This is a genomic window from Trueperella bernardiae, assembly GCF_030246965.1.
Taxonomy (GTDB): domain Bacteria; phylum Actinomycetota; class Actinomycetes; order Actinomycetales; family Actinomycetaceae; genus Trueperella; species Trueperella bernardiae.
Genome location: NZ_CP127099.1, coordinates 525,049 through 539,220 on the forward strand (window position 1 = coordinate 525,049; position 14,172 = coordinate 539,220).

General features: G+C 65.4%; 13 protein-coding genes. 12 read left to right on the forward strand and 1 reads right to left on the reverse strand.

Annotated features, from left to right (window positions below; genetic code table 11):
- The first annotated feature begins 19 nt into the window (after nucleotides 1-19).
- The 5 genes from caiB to QPC17_RS02480 are packed head-to-tail and all read left to right on the forward strand — an operon-like array spanning nucleotide 20 to nucleotide 5,679.
- Nucleotides 20-1,228, forward strand: a complete 1,209-nt coding sequence (gene caiB / locus QPC17_RS02460; RefSeq protein WP_285347428.1) for an L-carnitine CoA-transferase — start codon at nucleotides 20-22, stop codon at nucleotides 1,226-1,228.
- Nucleotides 1,229-1,264: 36 nt separating this feature from the next.
- On the forward strand, nucleotides 1,265-2,788 hold the full coding sequence (locus QPC17_RS02465) for an AMP-binding protein (RefSeq protein ID WP_285347429.1): 1,524 nt from the start codon (nucleotides 1,265-1,267) through the stop codon (nucleotides 2,786-2,788).
- Between the two features lie 22 nt (nucleotides 2,789-2,810).
- A complete protein-coding gene (locus tag QPC17_RS02470; protein WP_070444968.1) occupies nucleotides 2,811-3,689 on the forward strand; it encodes a MaoC/PaaZ C-terminal domain-containing protein in 879 nt (292 codons plus the stop codon).
- A gap of 47 nt (nucleotides 3,690-3,736) precedes the next feature.
- On the forward strand, nucleotides 3,737-5,065 hold the full coding sequence (locus QPC17_RS02475; RefSeq protein WP_246783040.1) for an MFS transporter: 1,329 nt from the start codon (nucleotides 3,737-3,739) through the stop codon (nucleotides 5,063-5,065).
- Nucleotides 5,065-5,679, forward strand: a complete 615-nt coding sequence (locus QPC17_RS02480; RefSeq protein WP_070444965.1) for an MBL fold metallo-hydrolase — start codon at nucleotides 5,065-5,067, stop codon at nucleotides 5,677-5,679. The genes QPC17_RS02475 and QPC17_RS02480 overlap by 1 nt, the downstream gene beginning before the upstream one ends.
- Here the strand turns inward: QPC17_RS02480 and QPC17_RS02485 are convergent.
- Nucleotides 5,656-6,336, reverse strand: a complete 681-nt coding sequence (locus tag QPC17_RS02485; protein WP_062613902.1) for a TetR/AcrR family transcriptional regulator — start codon at nucleotides 6,334-6,336, stop codon at nucleotides 5,656-5,658. The genes QPC17_RS02480 and QPC17_RS02485 overlap by 24 nt on opposite strands.
- 128 nt (nucleotides 6,337-6,464) lie before the next feature.
- On the opposite strand from QPC17_RS02485, the gene QPC17_RS02490 reads away from it, so the two are divergent.
- The 7 genes from QPC17_RS02490 (at nucleotide 6,465) to QPC17_RS02520 (ending at nucleotide 14,164) form a co-directional block, all read left to right on the forward strand.
- Nucleotides 6,465-7,226, forward strand: a complete 762-nt coding sequence (locus QPC17_RS02490) for an electron transfer flavoprotein subunit beta/FixA family protein (protein ID WP_070444959.1) — start codon at nucleotides 6,465-6,467, stop codon at nucleotides 7,224-7,226.
- A gap of 12 nt (nucleotides 7,227-7,238) precedes the next feature.
- Nucleotides 7,239-8,081: an electron transfer flavoprotein subunit alpha/FixB family protein gene (locus QPC17_RS02495; protein ID WP_062613904.1), complete on the forward strand. Its 843-nt coding sequence runs from the start codon at nucleotides 7,239-7,241 to the stop codon at nucleotides 8,079-8,081.
- 2 nt (nucleotides 8,082-8,083) lie between these two features.
- Nucleotides 8,084-9,376: an FAD-dependent oxidoreductase gene (locus QPC17_RS02500; RefSeq protein WP_062613905.1), complete on the forward strand. Its 1,293-nt coding sequence runs from the start codon at nucleotides 8,084-8,086 to the stop codon at nucleotides 9,374-9,376.
- A gap of 1 nt (nucleotide 9,377) precedes the next feature.
- Nucleotides 9,378-9,671 carry a ferredoxin family protein gene (locus tag QPC17_RS02505; protein ID WP_070444956.1) on the forward strand — a complete coding sequence of 98 codons (294 nt, stop codon included), beginning with the start codon at nucleotides 9,378-9,380 and terminating at the stop codon, nucleotides 9,669-9,671.
- 304 nt (nucleotides 9,672-9,975) lie between these two features.
- Nucleotides 9,976-10,806 (forward strand): biotin--[acetyl-CoA-carboxylase] ligase, encoded by an 831-nt coding sequence (locus QPC17_RS02510; protein ID WP_285347430.1) that lies wholly within the window; start codon nucleotides 9,976-9,978, stop codon nucleotides 10,804-10,806.
- 14 nt (nucleotides 10,807-10,820) lie between these two features.
- A complete protein-coding gene (locus QPC17_RS02515; RefSeq protein ID WP_285347431.1) occupies nucleotides 10,821-12,575 on the forward strand; it encodes an acetyl/propionyl/methylcrotonyl-CoA carboxylase subunit alpha in 1,755 nt (584 codons plus the stop codon).
- A gap of 2 nt (nucleotides 12,576-12,577) precedes the next feature.
- Nucleotides 12,578-14,164, forward strand: a complete 1,587-nt coding sequence (locus QPC17_RS02520) for an acyl-CoA carboxylase subunit beta (RefSeq protein ID WP_285347432.1) — start codon at nucleotides 12,578-12,580, stop codon at nucleotides 14,162-14,164.
- Nucleotides 14,165-14,172 lie beyond the last annotated feature (8 nt).

Genomic DNA, 14,172 nt, shown 5'->3' on the forward strand with positions numbered 1-14,172 from the left:
ACCGAGGAAGGAAGTCATCATGGAAACCGTGAAGCCCTCGTTCGGAGTACTTGACGACGTCAAGGTCCTGTACTCCGCCGTGGAAATCGCAGCCCCGTCCGCCGCCGAGATCATGGCCGAGTGGGGAGCAGACGTCACCTGGATGGAGAACATCTGGACCGGTGATTCCGTGCGCGACACGAAGTGGGTCAAGGAGATGGAACGTCGCAACCAGCGCTCGATTTCCCTCCACCCCTTCTCCGATGAAGGCAAGGAGATCATCGCCAGGCTCGTCAAGGACGCCGACATCTTCATCGAATCCTCCAAGGGCCCCGCGTGGGCGCGCAAGGGGATCACCGACGAGTGGCTGTGGGAGATCAACCCCAAGCTCGTCATCGTTCACGTGTCCGGCTTCGGGCACTGGGGTGATGAGCAGAAGGTCAACGCCGCGGCCTACGACCTGACGGTCGCCGCCTACGCGGGCCTCGTCGCCCAAAACGGCACTCCCGAGCTGCCCACCAACCTCCACCCGTACACTGCCGACTACGTCAACTCGCTCATGGTGGTCTCCTCCGCGCTCGCGGCCTTGCACAAGGCCCAGATCACGGGCCAGGGCGAATCGATCGATCTTGCCATGTATGAGACGGCGCTGCGCGTGGGTACCTACTACATGATGGATTACCTCAACGACGGCGTGAAGTACCCGCGCCCGGGTGGCCGCCATCAGAATCTGTGCGCGATTGGCATCTACGAGTGCGAGGACGGGTTCCTCGGACTGTGCTGCTACGGAGTCGACCAGAACAAGTACCTGCTCGAGACCATCGGCCTGGGCGAGCTGTGGGGAACCGAGGAGTACCCGGAGGATACCTCCGCGCTGTGGCTTGACGGGCCGAAGGCGGATCTCATCCAGGAGCGCCTCACCGAGTACCTCAAGACTCAAAAGCGCTACGACGTCGAGCGCGACTTTTCCGCCCACCGCATCGCCGCCCAGGTGGTGATGGAGTTCGAAGACATCCTCGCGGAAGACCATGTGGCCAAGCGTGAGAACTTCATCGAGTGGGAGAACGCGGATGGCGTGAAGGTGCGCGGCTTGAACACCGTGCCGAAGTTTGCGCGTAATCCTGGCGGATTCTGGCGGCCGATGCCCCCGCTCGGCGGGGACACGCGAGACGTCCTCGAGCGGGCCGGCTTCTCCGAGGAGGACATCGAGCGGTTCGCGAAGTCGGGCAAGGTCAACTTCGCCAACTAGCGAGCGCGGACACGATGAACAGATTGGAGGTGTGAGGTGATTACTCAAGCGCAGGGGCTGACGTTGTTTGACATCTGGGACAGCCAGGTGCGGTTGCGGCCGCAGGCGGAGTTTCTCGTCTACGAAGACCACGCGTGCGATACCGTGCGGACCTGGACCTACCGGGAGTTCGACGAGGAGATCAACCGCACCTCCAATCTGTTCTTGTCCCGGGGAATCGGGGCCGGTGACGCGGTTGCCGTCCAGCTCAACAACTGCCCCGAGCTCATCGAGTGCATCTTCGCACTGTGCCGGATCGGCGCGATCTACGTGCCGATCCACCCGGAGTACACCGTGGAAGAAGCCAGGACGATCATGGCCGATTGCGATGCGCACACGCTCGTGATCGAGCAGTGCTTCTTGGATTTCGACCCGGCTTACGGCGAGGGGCTCGACACGATCGTGGTTGGGGGAGACTGTGTCGATGTGTGCTTCACACAGCTCAAGCAGACCCAGGCCATCACCGCTCCCGCTCGGCGCGTTGAACCGATGCCGATCATGGAGATCCTCTACACGTCAGGGACGACGTCGGCGCCGAAGGGCGTGATGATCACCGAGCAGAACTTCGTCTTCTCGGGGTACTACGTCAACTGGCAACTCCAGATGCGCGAAACCGACAGGTACGTGACGACGATGGCGGCAAGCCACGTCAACATGCAGCTCAGCGCGCTGGCACCTGTTGTGACGGCGGGTGCCACGCTGGTCCTGCTGCGCCGATACTCGGCCAGGCGCTTCTGGACGCAGGTGCGCAAGCATGGCGGGACCCTCGTGCAGGCCATGGCCATGATGGCGAAGACCATGATGGCTCAGCCGGTGAGCCCGGGTGAGACCGAGCACGACGTGCGGGAGGTCCACTACTTCCTGCCCATGTCAGCCGCGGACAAGGAGCGTTTCGAAGCTCGCTTCAACGTGCGCCTGCTCAACAACTACGGCTCGACCGAGGACCTGGTGGGGGTGGTGACGGACTATCCCACCGGGCCCCGCAACTGGCCATCGATCGGCCGTGTCGGCCCCGGCTACAACGCGCGGATCATGGGTGACGACGGCGAGCTCGGGCCCGGCCAGGTGGGCGAGATCCAGATCCAGGGGGTGCCCGGCGTGTCGCTCATGGCGGGCTACTGGAAGAAGCCCGAGCTCACGGCGCAGACCCTCGTGGACGGCTGGCTGCGCACCGGCGATTTCGGTTACGTCGATGAGGAGGGGTGGATCTACTTCACCGACCGTCACACCGACATCATCAAGCGCTCGGGGGAGGGCATCTCGTGCGCCGAGGTCGAATCGGTCCTCGCCCGTTACCCGGGAATCGCTGAGGTGGCGGTGGTCGGCGTCGAGGACTCGATTAGGGATCAGGCCGTCAAGGCCGCGATTGTCGCCGAGCCCGGGGCCAGGATCGACGTCGATGACCTCACCGAGTTTTGCCGGAGCTATTTGGCCTACTTCAAGATCCCCACCGTTATCACCTTCCTCGACGCCCTTCCGCGCGGCACGTACGGAAAAGTCCTCAAGTCAGAACTCAAGTAGATACAGTGAAAGGAATTGAACAATGACGATCAAGACCGAGATGGTTGGACAGACCTTTGGTCCGTTCATCCGCGAATACACCTTCCGTGATCTTGAGCTATTTGCCCTGGGTTGCGGTGCGGGAATTGACGGCCGCGATGGCCTGGAGTACCTCAACGAGAAGGACGAGCGCAACCCGCAGCTCAAGGTCCTGCCGATGTTTGGAGCCATGCTCATTGTTGATTCGGAAGTGACCCGGACCATCGACTACGGCTATAACTACGCCGGCTCCCTGCACTGGGGGTTCGACATCCGCTTCCACCAGCCGATCACGAAGATGGCCGACACCGTGCAGACCAAGGTCAAGCTCGAAGGACTCTACGACCGCGGTGAGGGGCGGGGCCTGCTCGCCCAGCATATCGGCGACACCTACGATTCGGACGGCAACCTCCTGTTCACGAACGAGTCCTGGGACTGCCTCATTTACGACGGCGGCTGGGGCGGCCCGGCCGCGCCGAAGGACATCGTTGACATGCCCGAGCGCGAGCCGGATGTCGAGGTGGCCGAGCGCATTCCTGAGAACCAGGCGCTGATCTACCGCCTGTCGGGTGACTACCACCCGCAGCATATCGACTGGGATTACGCGGCAGCCAACGGCGAACCGCGCCCGATCCTCCACGCGATCTCGTATGCGGGCATTGTCATGCGCCACGCGATCAACGAGTTCATGCCGGGCGAACCGGAGCGCATCAAGCGTTTCAAGACCCGCATCACCTCGCCCGTCCACCCGGGCACCACGCTGAAGACCCAGCTGTGGAAGGTCGGTCCCGGCGAACTGCGCTTCCGCCTGGTCGACGTCGACGTCGAAGAGACGGGCGCGAAGCCGCACCTGAACTGGGGAATCATCGAATTCGAAGGGTAGAACGCGTTGGATCCCATGAGTGGGTCGAGCCAAAGAAAGGAGTAACCGTGAACAACGAGCAAAAAGTCAGCCTCGACGATATCGGGATGTCGCCATTCCTCGTGCGGCTCACCGCGTTTTCTGCCGGTGGCCCGTTCCTGGAGGGCTACGTCCACGCGATCATCGGCGTGGCCTTGCTCAAGATGGTTCCCGACCTGGGTATTGACGATACCTGGAAGGGAATGATCGGCGTTGCCGCCCTCGTTGGTCTTTTCTTTGGCGCCATCTTCGGTGGTTACTTGACGGACCTCATTGGCCGAAAGCGGATGTTCATCATCGACGTGATGTCCATTGCGGTGCTCTCGGTCCTGTGCATGTTCGTGAGCGGCCCACTCATGGTGGTCCTTTTGCGTTTCCTTATCGGCGTGGCCGTTGGCGCGGATTACCCCATTGCCACGTCCATCATCGCCGAATTCACCCCGCGCAGGTATCGGGCGATCACGATGGGTTTCCTCGCGGCCGTGTGGTACCTCGGCGCGAACGCCTCGTACCTGGTGGGCTACTTCCTGCTTGACATCGACAACGGTTGGCGGTGGATGCTCGGCTCGTCGGTCATCCCGTGCGTCGTCATCCTTCTTGGCCGCTGGTCGATCCCGGAATCGCCGCGGTGGCTCATGTCGAAGGGGCGCCACGAGGACGCGGCGAGGATCGTACGCGAAACCTTCGGCCAGAACGTGGTGATCGAGGACGAGGTGGCCGAGCATACGTCCTACTCCGCGATCTTCCGCCGGCCCTACTTCAAGCGCATGATCTTCGTCGGGATCATTTGGCTGTGCCAGGCCATCCCGATGTTCGCGGTCTACACCTACGGCCCGGATATCATCGCCGCCTTCGGTCTGGGCGAGGGCAGGGCTGCCCTCATCGGGGAGCTGGTCATCGGCACGTTCTTCATGCTCGGAACGATCCCTGCGATGTTCCTCGCGGAGTACTGGGGCCGCCGCCCGCTGTGCATCTGGTCCTTCGTCATCATGACGGGCGCCCTCGCCATCCTGGGCGTCGTGCCCGCCACCTCGATGGCCTTCGTCATCATTGTTTTCGGCATCTACGCCTTGGCGTCGGGCGGGCCCGGCAATCTGCAGTGGCTCTACCCGAACGAGATCTTCCCGACCTCAATTCGGGCTTCAGCGATGGGCACGGCGATGGCCTTCTCACGCATCTCTACCGTGATCTCGATCTTCGTCCTGCCCGGCTTGCTGTCCACCTACGGCAATGGCCCGATGATGGTCGCCGGCGCGCTGATCTCGCTCATTGGCCTCATCGTCTCGATCGCGTGGGCGCCCGAGACCCGCGGCCTCACCCTGACCGAGGCCGGTTCGAGCGAGTGGAAGGAACGGTAATGTACAGCATCGATGTGCGGGTGGTGGGCTCGTGGAAGGCGAACTGCTACCTGTTGCAGTCCGACTCCGGCGTCGTCATGATCGACCCGGGAGCTGAACCCGAGGTACTCCTTCGCGCCCTGGGGGAGCGCAAGCTGGAGGCCATCCTCCTCACGCACTGCCACTCCGACCACATCGGGGCAGTCAACGAATTGGTCGCCGCCACGGGGGCTCCCGTCTACATTGGCGTGCACGACGCCGTCGGCGCAGCTGACCCCCGACTGTCCGGGTTCGCCGACGAGGGCTCGGACTACGCGGTCGAGGAGGTGACGGCCGAGTGGGACGATGAGACGATCTTCAGCTGGTCGGGCGGCAGGCTCCACGTGATCGCCACACCGGGCCACACGCCAGGATCGATCTGCCTCCTCGACGCCGACAACGAGGTGCTCTACACGGGCGACACGCTCTTTTCCAACGGGATCGGCTCCACGCAGTACGCGCGGGCAAACAGGCGCGACCTGCTCACGTCGCTCAAGAAGCTGGGCACCCTGCCCGACGACATCCGGGTGCTCCCTGGGCACGGGCAGCCAACCACGATGGGAACAGAAAAGCTACGAAATCCGTATTTGGTATGACATCGACCCGGTGTCATACACCCCAAGCTCGCCGGCCGACCTGACGGGCCGGGGCACGAAGTCAAGATGAGGAAGGAGGTCAGTGATCAGGTCATGAGCGTACTCAGGAATCTTTTCCAGGAAGCAGTCAACATCGTTGGGCGGAAGCCAGATGGAGCGCAGGAGCACGGAACCCTCGATGGCGTCCACCAAGCGCACGATCGACACGTCAGACGGGATCTCGCCTGCCTTCTTGTAGTACCACAAGCCTTGGCGCAGGGTCTCCAGCGGGTCGGTGCAGACGTACCGGCACGCTTGCTGGACCACGGGTACATCCGTGGGCGCCTCGACGATGAGTCGGCGGATGGCGGCAGAGTATCGGCCGAGGTAGGCGTGCATGCGCGCGTCAATTTCCTCGAAGAGCACGTCGTACAGGGTCTTCCCCGTGAACTGGCGGCGGGGATAGGCGTGATGAAACGCCGTGAGCAACAGGGTTTCGGCGGTAGGCCAGCGCGAGTACAGCGAGGACTTCCCAACGCGTGCGCGTTCGGCGACCTTCGTCAGATTAAAGCCGCTCCAGCCGGTTTCGCCGTAAAGCAGGAGGGCGGCGTCGTAGACGCGCTCGTGAAGAGAGAGCGTCGCTTCTTCCTGAGGCGCCGTTATCGACAACGAGGTCACTCCCTTCTTCCCGTCGTTGGAAAAGTACAGACAGTCTAACCCTTACCAAGAACCGACAACAGACCAAATAGCAAGACAGGCACCTTCGCGGGTGCTGACAACTACCGAAAATCACAGAAGGAGTGGAAATGTCCATCATCGTGGCATACAAGTACGCGGGTAATCCGCAGGACGCGAAGGTCAGTTCCGACGGCGTCGTCGATTGGGCGCGAGTGAAGAAGGCGGTGTCCGAATACGACCCGGTCGCGGTGGAGCTCGCCAAGAGCCTCGCCGCCGAGGGCGCCGGCGAGGTCGTCGGCGTGTGCGTGGGCGGGGCGGACGTCGCCTCGTCGCTGGCCAAGAAGAACGCCCTGTCCAAGGGGCTCGACCGCGCGCTCGTGGTGGCCGACGACGCGACCGCGGACTGGTCGAACACGCAGACCGCTGCGGCTCTCGCCGAGCTGGTCAAGAGGGTCGATGACGTCAAGGCCGTCTTCACCGGCGACGCTTCGGTGGACGAGGGCGCCGGCGTCATGGGTCCGCTCCTCGCGGGCGCGCTCGGCTGGCCCTGCCTGCTCGAAGTCCTCTCGGTTGAGACGGCCGGCGACGGCGTGAAGATCCGCCAGCGCACCGAGTCCGGTACCCGGACGGTCGAAACCTCCGGGCCCGTGGTGCTGAGCGCGGCCACGGACGCGGTCGAGGTCAAGGCCGCGTCGATGAAGGAGATCCTTGCGGCGGGCAAGAAGCCGCTGGAGACCGTTGCCCTGGCCGACCTCACGGTGGCGGAGGTGGGCCGCAACGTCCAGGCGGCTCGCCAGCCTGAGATGCGCGAGCGCAAGAAGATGGTTTTTGAGGGAGACAACGCGGCGGCGCAGCTGATCGACGCGCTCAAGGCCGACGGTATTTTGTAAAGGAGAGAACACATGTCGACCATTATTGCTTTGAATTCCAACGTCTCGACGATGCTTGCCTGGGCGAACGAACTGCCCGGTGAGGCCGCCGTCATCTCTGTCGGTTCTCCCGACCTGCCGATGGCCCACGCCGACGTGGCGCTGGGCGAGGGCGTCCCGGAGGAGGCCGTCGCTGCCGGCCTCGCCGCCCACGTCGACACCACCGGCTTCGTCTTCCTGCCCGCCACCCCGGCCGGGCGCGTGTTTGCCGGCGCGATCGCCGCGGCGGCAGGCCTGCCCGTCGTCACCGGCGCCAAGGGCGTGCGCGATGGCAAGGTGCTCGCCGCCCGCTTCGGCGGCATTGTCGAGGAGGAGATCGGAGCCCCCGCCGTCGTCCTCGTCTCGGGAGGCGCGCCGGTTGAGGGCGAGCCCGTGGCCGGAGATCCGCTGGCTGCCGACGCCGCCGATCTGCGCGTGAGCGCCACCGAGAGCGCCGAGACCAAGTCGGTCAACCTCGGCGCGGCGAAGAAGATCGTGGCTGTGGGCCGCGGCTTCAAGAATGAGGACGACCTCAAGCTGGCCTTCGACCTCGCCTCCAAGATGGGTGCAGAAGTGGCCTGCTCGCGGCCGATCGCCGAGGGCAACAACTGGCTCGGGCGCGACCGCTACGTGGGCGTATCCGGTCAGCACGTGACCCCCGACCTCTACCTCGCCGCCGGCATCTCCGGCCAGATCCAGCACACCGCGGGCATGAACGAGGCCAAGACGGTCGTCGTCGTGAACTCGGACAAGAACGCACCCTACTTCGAGCAGGCCGACTACGGCATCGTGGGCGACCTGTACTCGGTGCTGCCGGCCCTGACCGAAGCGCTGTAGCCATGGCAGAGGTGGATTTCGACGTCATTGTGGTCGGCGGCGGCGTGGCAGGATCAGTCTGTTCCTACCTGCTCGCCAAAGACGGCTATGAGGTTTTGCTGATCGAGCGCGGTGTCGAGCCGGGGTCGAAGAACCTGTCCGGCGGCGTGTTCTACTGCCGCGTCATGCAGGAGATCTTCGATAACTTCCTCGAGGAGGCACCCATCGAGCGCGTCATCACGCGCAATTGCCTGAGTTTCCTCAACAAGGACAACTTCGTCAACATTGACTACTGGGACGGCCGACTGAGCGAACCGGTCAACGCCGTGACGGTGCTTCGCGCGAAGTTCGATCCGTGGCTCGCCGAGCAGTGCGAGAACGTGGGCGTGACCGTCATGCCCGGCGTCAAGGTCGACGAACTGGTTCGCGACGGCGGCCAGTTCGTGGGCGTGCGCGCCGGCGAGGACGAGCTACGCGCTCATGTCGTGGTGGCAGCCGACGGCGTCAACTCCTTCCTCTCCCAGTATGCGGGCATCCGCGCCAAGGAGCCGAAGGAGAACCTGGCCGTGGGCGTCAAGTCGGTCATCGCCCTCGACCCGGAGGTGATCGCGGAGCGCTTCAACCTGACGGGCGACGAGGGCGCGGCGTACGCCGTCGTGGGTGATTGCACCCAGGGCGTGGCCGGAGGCGGCTTCATGTACACCAACCGCGACTCCATCTCGATTGGTATCGTGGCCCGCCTCGACGACCTCGAGAAGTCGGGCAAGAGCTCCTCCGATTTGCACGACCACTTCCTCACCCACCCGGCGATCGCGCCGTTCCTCAAGGACGGCGAGCTCCTCGAATACGGGTGCCACCTGGTGGCCGAGGGCGGGAAGAAGATGCAGCACGACCTGGTCCACCGCGGACTCCTCGTCATCGGAGACGCCGCGGGATTCACGCTGAACACGGGCTTTACCGTGCGCGGCATGGATCTCGCGGCAGGCTCGGCCCGCGCCGCGGCCTCGGTGATTTCCGACGCGCTCAAGGCCAAGGATTTCTCTGCCGAGGCGCTGGGGAAGTATGTCGAGGAGTACAACGCCTCGTTCGTCGGCAAGGACATGGACACCTATGCCAAGGCCCCGGACTTCCTCGAAAACCCGGCGATGTACGGGGACGTGGGGGAGCTGGTCGCAGACGTCCTCCACGGCGTCTACAACCACGACCTCACGCCGCGTAAGCCGCTGCTCAAGGTCGTCATGGGCGCGGTGAAGAGGTCTCGCCTATCGCTGGCGGGGCTTGCGAAACTCGGTATCAGTGCTGTGAGGTCGATGTAAGATGGCAAGCTTCGAACCGGGAACGATCAATGATCGTTTGGCGATGAACGTCTACGAGATTGACGAGGGCAATCCCCACATCGTGGTCAACCAGGAGCGCGTGCGTGAGACCGGCGCGGCGAAGCTGTTGGTGAACGTGTGTCCGGCCCACGTGTACTCGGAAGAAAACGGCGAGGTTGCGGTGGAATACGCCGCCTGTCTCGAATGCGGCACGTGCCTTGCGGTCGCCCCGCCAGGGACGCTGACGTGGCACTACCCGGCAAGCTCGATGGGAGTGGTCTACCGCGAGGGGTAGGAGCGCCGGGCGTTTGAAAACACTGGACGATTCCGGGGCGATCTTCGTATATGCGCAGATCGCCCCGGAATCGTCCAAAGTTTTTTAATCTGGCCGAGCGATGAGGGGCGCCCAGGAGAGTAGCCCCTCCGCAGCCCCTGCCCTTGGTGCCAAAACGCGCCGACGCGCCGCAAGTTACGGTTTAGTAACAATGATCACGGGCGCCCACACCTTCCCGCGTCATGGCGTCAGGCGGCCGGCCGAGAAGAGTCCGACGCGCCGGTAACTTACCCTACCGTTCGGTAACTTGCGTTAGTCTGTCCACATGACTGGCCTCGTTGACCACCGCCGGAGCGTCACCTCCACCCAGGACGTGCTACGCACCCTCGCGCGCGCCCCGCACCTGACCACGATCCGTGCCGACGTCCAGATCCGCGGCCGCGGCCGCCTGGGCCGCACGTGGGAGTCGGGCGCGGACCGCTCGCTGCTCGCCTCCACGCTCGTGGTTCTTCCCGCCACTGCCGCCCTGCGCGAGCGCGGCGGCTTCCTCACCCTCATCGGCGCGCTGTCGATGCGCGCGGCCCTCGCCGACTTCGGCGCGCCCGCGAAGGTCAAGTTCCCCAACGATGTGGTCATCCGCGGCCGCAAGATCTGCGGCGTGCTTGGGGAGTTCTACGCCGACATGTCCGCCGCGCGCGGGGAGCTAAGCGCCGCGATTGGCGTGGGCGCCAACGTCTTCCAGGAGGGCGACGAGCTATTTGAGGGCGCCACCTCGCTTGCCGCCGAGGGCCTCCTTACCGCCGAGGGCCTCCGTCCCGACGACGCCGACCCCGCCGGCATCCTCCTCGATCGCTACCTTGCCGAGCTCGCGGCGCGGGTCGAAGCCTTCGCCGCCGATCCGAACGCCCCCGCCACTGCGCCCATCATCGCCGAGCTCAACGTCCACCTCGCCCAGCGCGGGCACCAGGTGAGCGTGGCGGGCCGCACCGGCGTCGTTGACGAGATCGGGCCGGACGGCGAGCTCATCCTCACCGCCGCCACCGCCCCCGCGTCCACCAGCGTCCCCGCGCCCAGCGCTCGACCCGAGGTGGCCACCCCCGCACGCATTCGGGTCTACCCGCACGAGGTGGCCATGTTCGCCGAGCACAACTGCTGACAGAAAGGACCTCAATGAAGATCCTGATCGCCAACCGCTCCGAGATCGCCCTGCGCGTGATCCGCACGGCTACGGAGCTGGGAATCGACACCGTGGTTGGCTACGCGGACGCCGACTTCGACACCCCGTTTACGCGCGCGTCCGGTGAGGCCCACGCACTCGGTGGCGACACGCTGGCCGAGACCTACATGAACGGTGACAAGCTCATCGAGCTCGCGCGCGCCACCGGCGCCGCCGCCGTCCACCCCGGCTACGGCTTCCTCTCCGAAAGCCCAGAGTTCGCCGAGGCCGTCGTGGCTGCGGGCCTGACGTGGATTGGGCCGTCGGCGGACACGCTGCGCGAGCTGGGGGACAAGATCAGCGCTCGCCAGCTGGCTGAGCGCGTTGGCGTCCAGCCGGTGCCGGGTATCTCCGAGCAGATCAGCGGCCGGGCCGAGGTGGAGGACTTTGTGGCCCGCTGGGGCTACCCGATCGTAACGAAGAAGGCCGACGGGGGCGGTGGGCGCGGCATCACCATCATTCGCGACGACGCCGGGCTCGACCACTTCTTCCAGGCCGCCGGCCCCGACCCGCAGGGCGTGTTTGTGGAGAAGTTCCTCGAGACCGCACGGCACGTAGAGACTCAGTGCATGCGCGACGTCCACGGCAACTTCGCCGTGGTCTCCACGCGTGACTGCTCGGTCCAGCGCCGCAACCAAAAGCTCATCGAGGAGGCCCCCGCGCCTGGGCTCACGACCGAACAGGAGGCGACGCTCGAGCGCTACTCGCAAGCCCTGTTCGACGGGGCCGGCTTCGTGGGGCTGGGCACGTGCGAGTTCCTCGTGGGGGAGGAGATCTTCTTCCTCGAGGTCAACCCGCGCTTGCAGGTGGAGCACACGGTGTCCGAGGAGGTCACGGGCCTTGATCTTGTGGCCGAGCAGATCCGTATCGCCCGCGGCGAGGCCATCAGCCCGGTCCCATCCCCGCGCGCGCATTCCTTCGAGTTCCGCATCACGTGCGAGGACCCGGCGCGCGACATGCAACCCTCGCAGGGCACCGTCGCGGCCCTCACCTGGCCGCTCGGCCACGGCGTTCGTATCGAGACCGGGGTGGTGGCCGGCGACGTCGTTACCTCCGCTTTCGACTCGATGCTCGCCAAGGTCATCGTCACTGCTCCCACGCGCGACGCCGCCATCGCCCGTTCCCTGCGCGCACTCGGCAAGTTCCGCCTGGACGGGCTGGCCACCCCGGTCCCGCTCTACCGTGACATCATCGCCGACCCCGACTTCGCCGCCCTCCACTACTCCACGCGCTGGTTCGAGGAGTCCTTCCTCCCCGCCTGGAACGCCGAGCATGCCGAGCACGCTGGCACGACGCCGGCGCCCGCCCCCGCGGAGGCGCCCGCCGAGCGGCAGACCTTTACCATCGAGATCGACGGGCGTCAGGCCACCCTCACCGTGCCCAAAGGCATGTTCGCCCAGGGAGCGCCCCAAACCCCGCGTCCTCAGCCCCTGCGCCGCTCCTCTCGCTCCAGGACGGTGGCAGAGGCTGGAGAGGCGGCCAGCGGCGACGTCCGCTCGCCGATCCAGGCGATCGTGGTGCGGGTGGTGACGGAGCCGGGTGCCGTCGTCGCCGCAGGAGACCTGCTGGTGGTGCTCGAGTCCATGAAGATGGAGAGCTACGTCTATGCCCCGCTGGCCGGCCGAGTGGAGGACGTGGCCGTGGAGGCCGGCTCGAACGTGGCGGCCGGCACCGCCCTGCTGACCATCACCCCCGAAGAGAAGGAGTGACCATGTCTCACATTGTTGACGAATCCTTAACGATTGACACTACCTCGCGCGAGATCGACCGGGAGGCCTTCATCGCCTACGCCGCCTCGCTCTCGGTGAAGGCGGAGGGCAAGGCGCTCGAGCACCAGCACGCCAAGTCAAAGCTCACGGCCCGCGAGCGCATCGCCACCCTCCTGGACGAGGGCAGTTTTTCCGAGATCGGCCAGTTCGTGGGCGGGAATGTGGCCCAGGGCTTTGCCGGCGCGGCGGTGGTGTGCGGGCTGGGCACGATCGGCGGGCGGCGCGTGGCCGTCTACGCCCAGGACTTCTCGGTGCAGGGCGGCACGCTCGGCGAGGCCGAGGGTAACAAGATCATCGCCACGATTGACAAGGCACTGTCCCTGCGTATCCCCGTGATCGGGATCATGGATTCGGGCGGCGCGCGCATCCAGGACGGCGTGGTGGCCCTTGGCCAGTACGGACGCATCTTCAAGCGCACGTGCGCCGCCTCCGGCGTTATCCCGCAGATCTCGCTGATCCTCGGCCCGTGCGCTGGGGGAGCGGTGTACTCCCCGGCCTTGACCGACTTCATTATCATGACCCGCGAGACCTCGCACATGTTCGTCACCGGCCCGGACGTGGTGCGGGCGACGACGGGCGAGGACGTCTCCTTCGCCGACCTCGGCGGGGCGCAGGTCCACAACTTCCAGTCCGGCGTGGCCCACTACCTGGCCGAGGACGAGGAGGACGCGCTCGACTACACCCGCACGCTTCTCACCTACCTGCCAGCCAACTGCGACGACCAGGTCCCCGCCTACGACTTCGACCTGGCGCTCGCGCCTGCGGCCCCCGCGGACCTGTCGGCCCTGGTACCCGAATCGACGAAGGTGCCCTACGACGTCGTCGAAGTTATCGAAGCAATCGTGGACTATGGCGAGTTCGTGCAGATCCAGGAGTTCTTCGCCCGCAACATCGTGATCGGCTTCGCCTGCATCGAGGGCCGCTCGGTGGGGATCGTGGCGAACCAACCACTGCACGACGCCGGCACGCTCGACGTGGACGCTTCGGAGAAGGCGGCCCGCTTCGTTCAGTTCTGCGACGCCTTCAAGATCCCCGTGGTCACGCTGGTGGACGTGCCGGGCTACCGGCCGGGCACCGAGCAGGAGCAAGCCGGTATTATTCGCCGCGGCGCGAAGCTCATCTGGTCTTATGCCACCGCCTCGGTGCCGCTGGTGACCGTCATACTGCGTAAAGCCTACGGAGGGGCCTACATCGTCATGGGCTCCAAGTCGTTGGGCGGGGACCTCGTCTACGCCTGGCCCGGCGCCGAAATCGCGGTGCTCGGGGCCGACGGCGCCGTGGCGATCGTCCACCGCCGTGAGCTTAAGGCCGCCGAGGCTGAGGGTCGTGGCGACGAGGTGTTCGCCGAGCTGTCCGCCCGCTACACCCGCGAGAACGTCAACCCCTACCTGTCCGTGGCACGCGGCGAGCTCGATGGCATCATTGCCCCGAACGCCACCCGCTCCACCATCGCGGTCTCGCTCGAGGCCCTCCAGTCCAAAACCACCATCCACCAGGGCCCTGCCCGACACGGCAACATGCCGATGTAGCCCAAGGA

Excerpts from the sequence above, each read along its gene's own strand:
- caiB (WP_285347428.1), top strand. The coding sequence starts at position 20 with ATGGAAACCGTGAAGCCCTCGTTCGGAGTACTTGACGACGTCAAGGTC.
- QPC17_RS02470 (WP_070444968.1), top strand. The coding sequence starts at position 2,811 with ATGACGATCAAGACCGAGATGGTTGGACAGACCTTTGGTCCGTTCATC.
- QPC17_RS02480 (WP_070444965.1), top strand. The coding sequence starts at position 5,065 with ATGTACAGCATCGATGTGCGGGTGGTGGGCTCGTGGAAGGCGAACTGC.
- QPC17_RS02490 (WP_070444959.1), top strand. The coding sequence starts at position 6,465 with ATGTCCATCATCGTGGCATACAAGTACGCGGGTAATCCGCAGGACGCG.
- QPC17_RS02495 (WP_062613904.1), top strand. The coding sequence starts at position 7,239 with ATGTCGACCATTATTGCTTTGAATTCCAACGTCTCGACGATGCTTGCC.
- QPC17_RS02500 (WP_062613905.1), top strand. The coding sequence starts at position 8,084 with ATGGCAGAGGTGGATTTCGACGTCATTGTGGTCGGCGGCGGCGTGGCA.
- QPC17_RS02505 (WP_070444956.1), top strand. The coding sequence starts at position 9,378 with ATGGCAAGCTTCGAACCGGGAACGATCAATGATCGTTTGGCGATGAAC.
- QPC17_RS02510 (WP_285347430.1), top strand. The coding sequence starts at position 9,976 with ATGACTGGCCTCGTTGACCACCGCCGGAGCGTCACCTCCACCCAGGAC.
- QPC17_RS02515 (WP_285347431.1), top strand. The coding sequence starts at position 10,821 with ATGAAGATCCTGATCGCCAACCGCTCCGAGATCGCCCTGCGCGTGATC.
- QPC17_RS02520 (WP_285347432.1), top strand. The coding sequence starts at position 12,578 with ATGTCTCACATTGTTGACGAATCCTTAACGATTGACACTACCTCGCGC.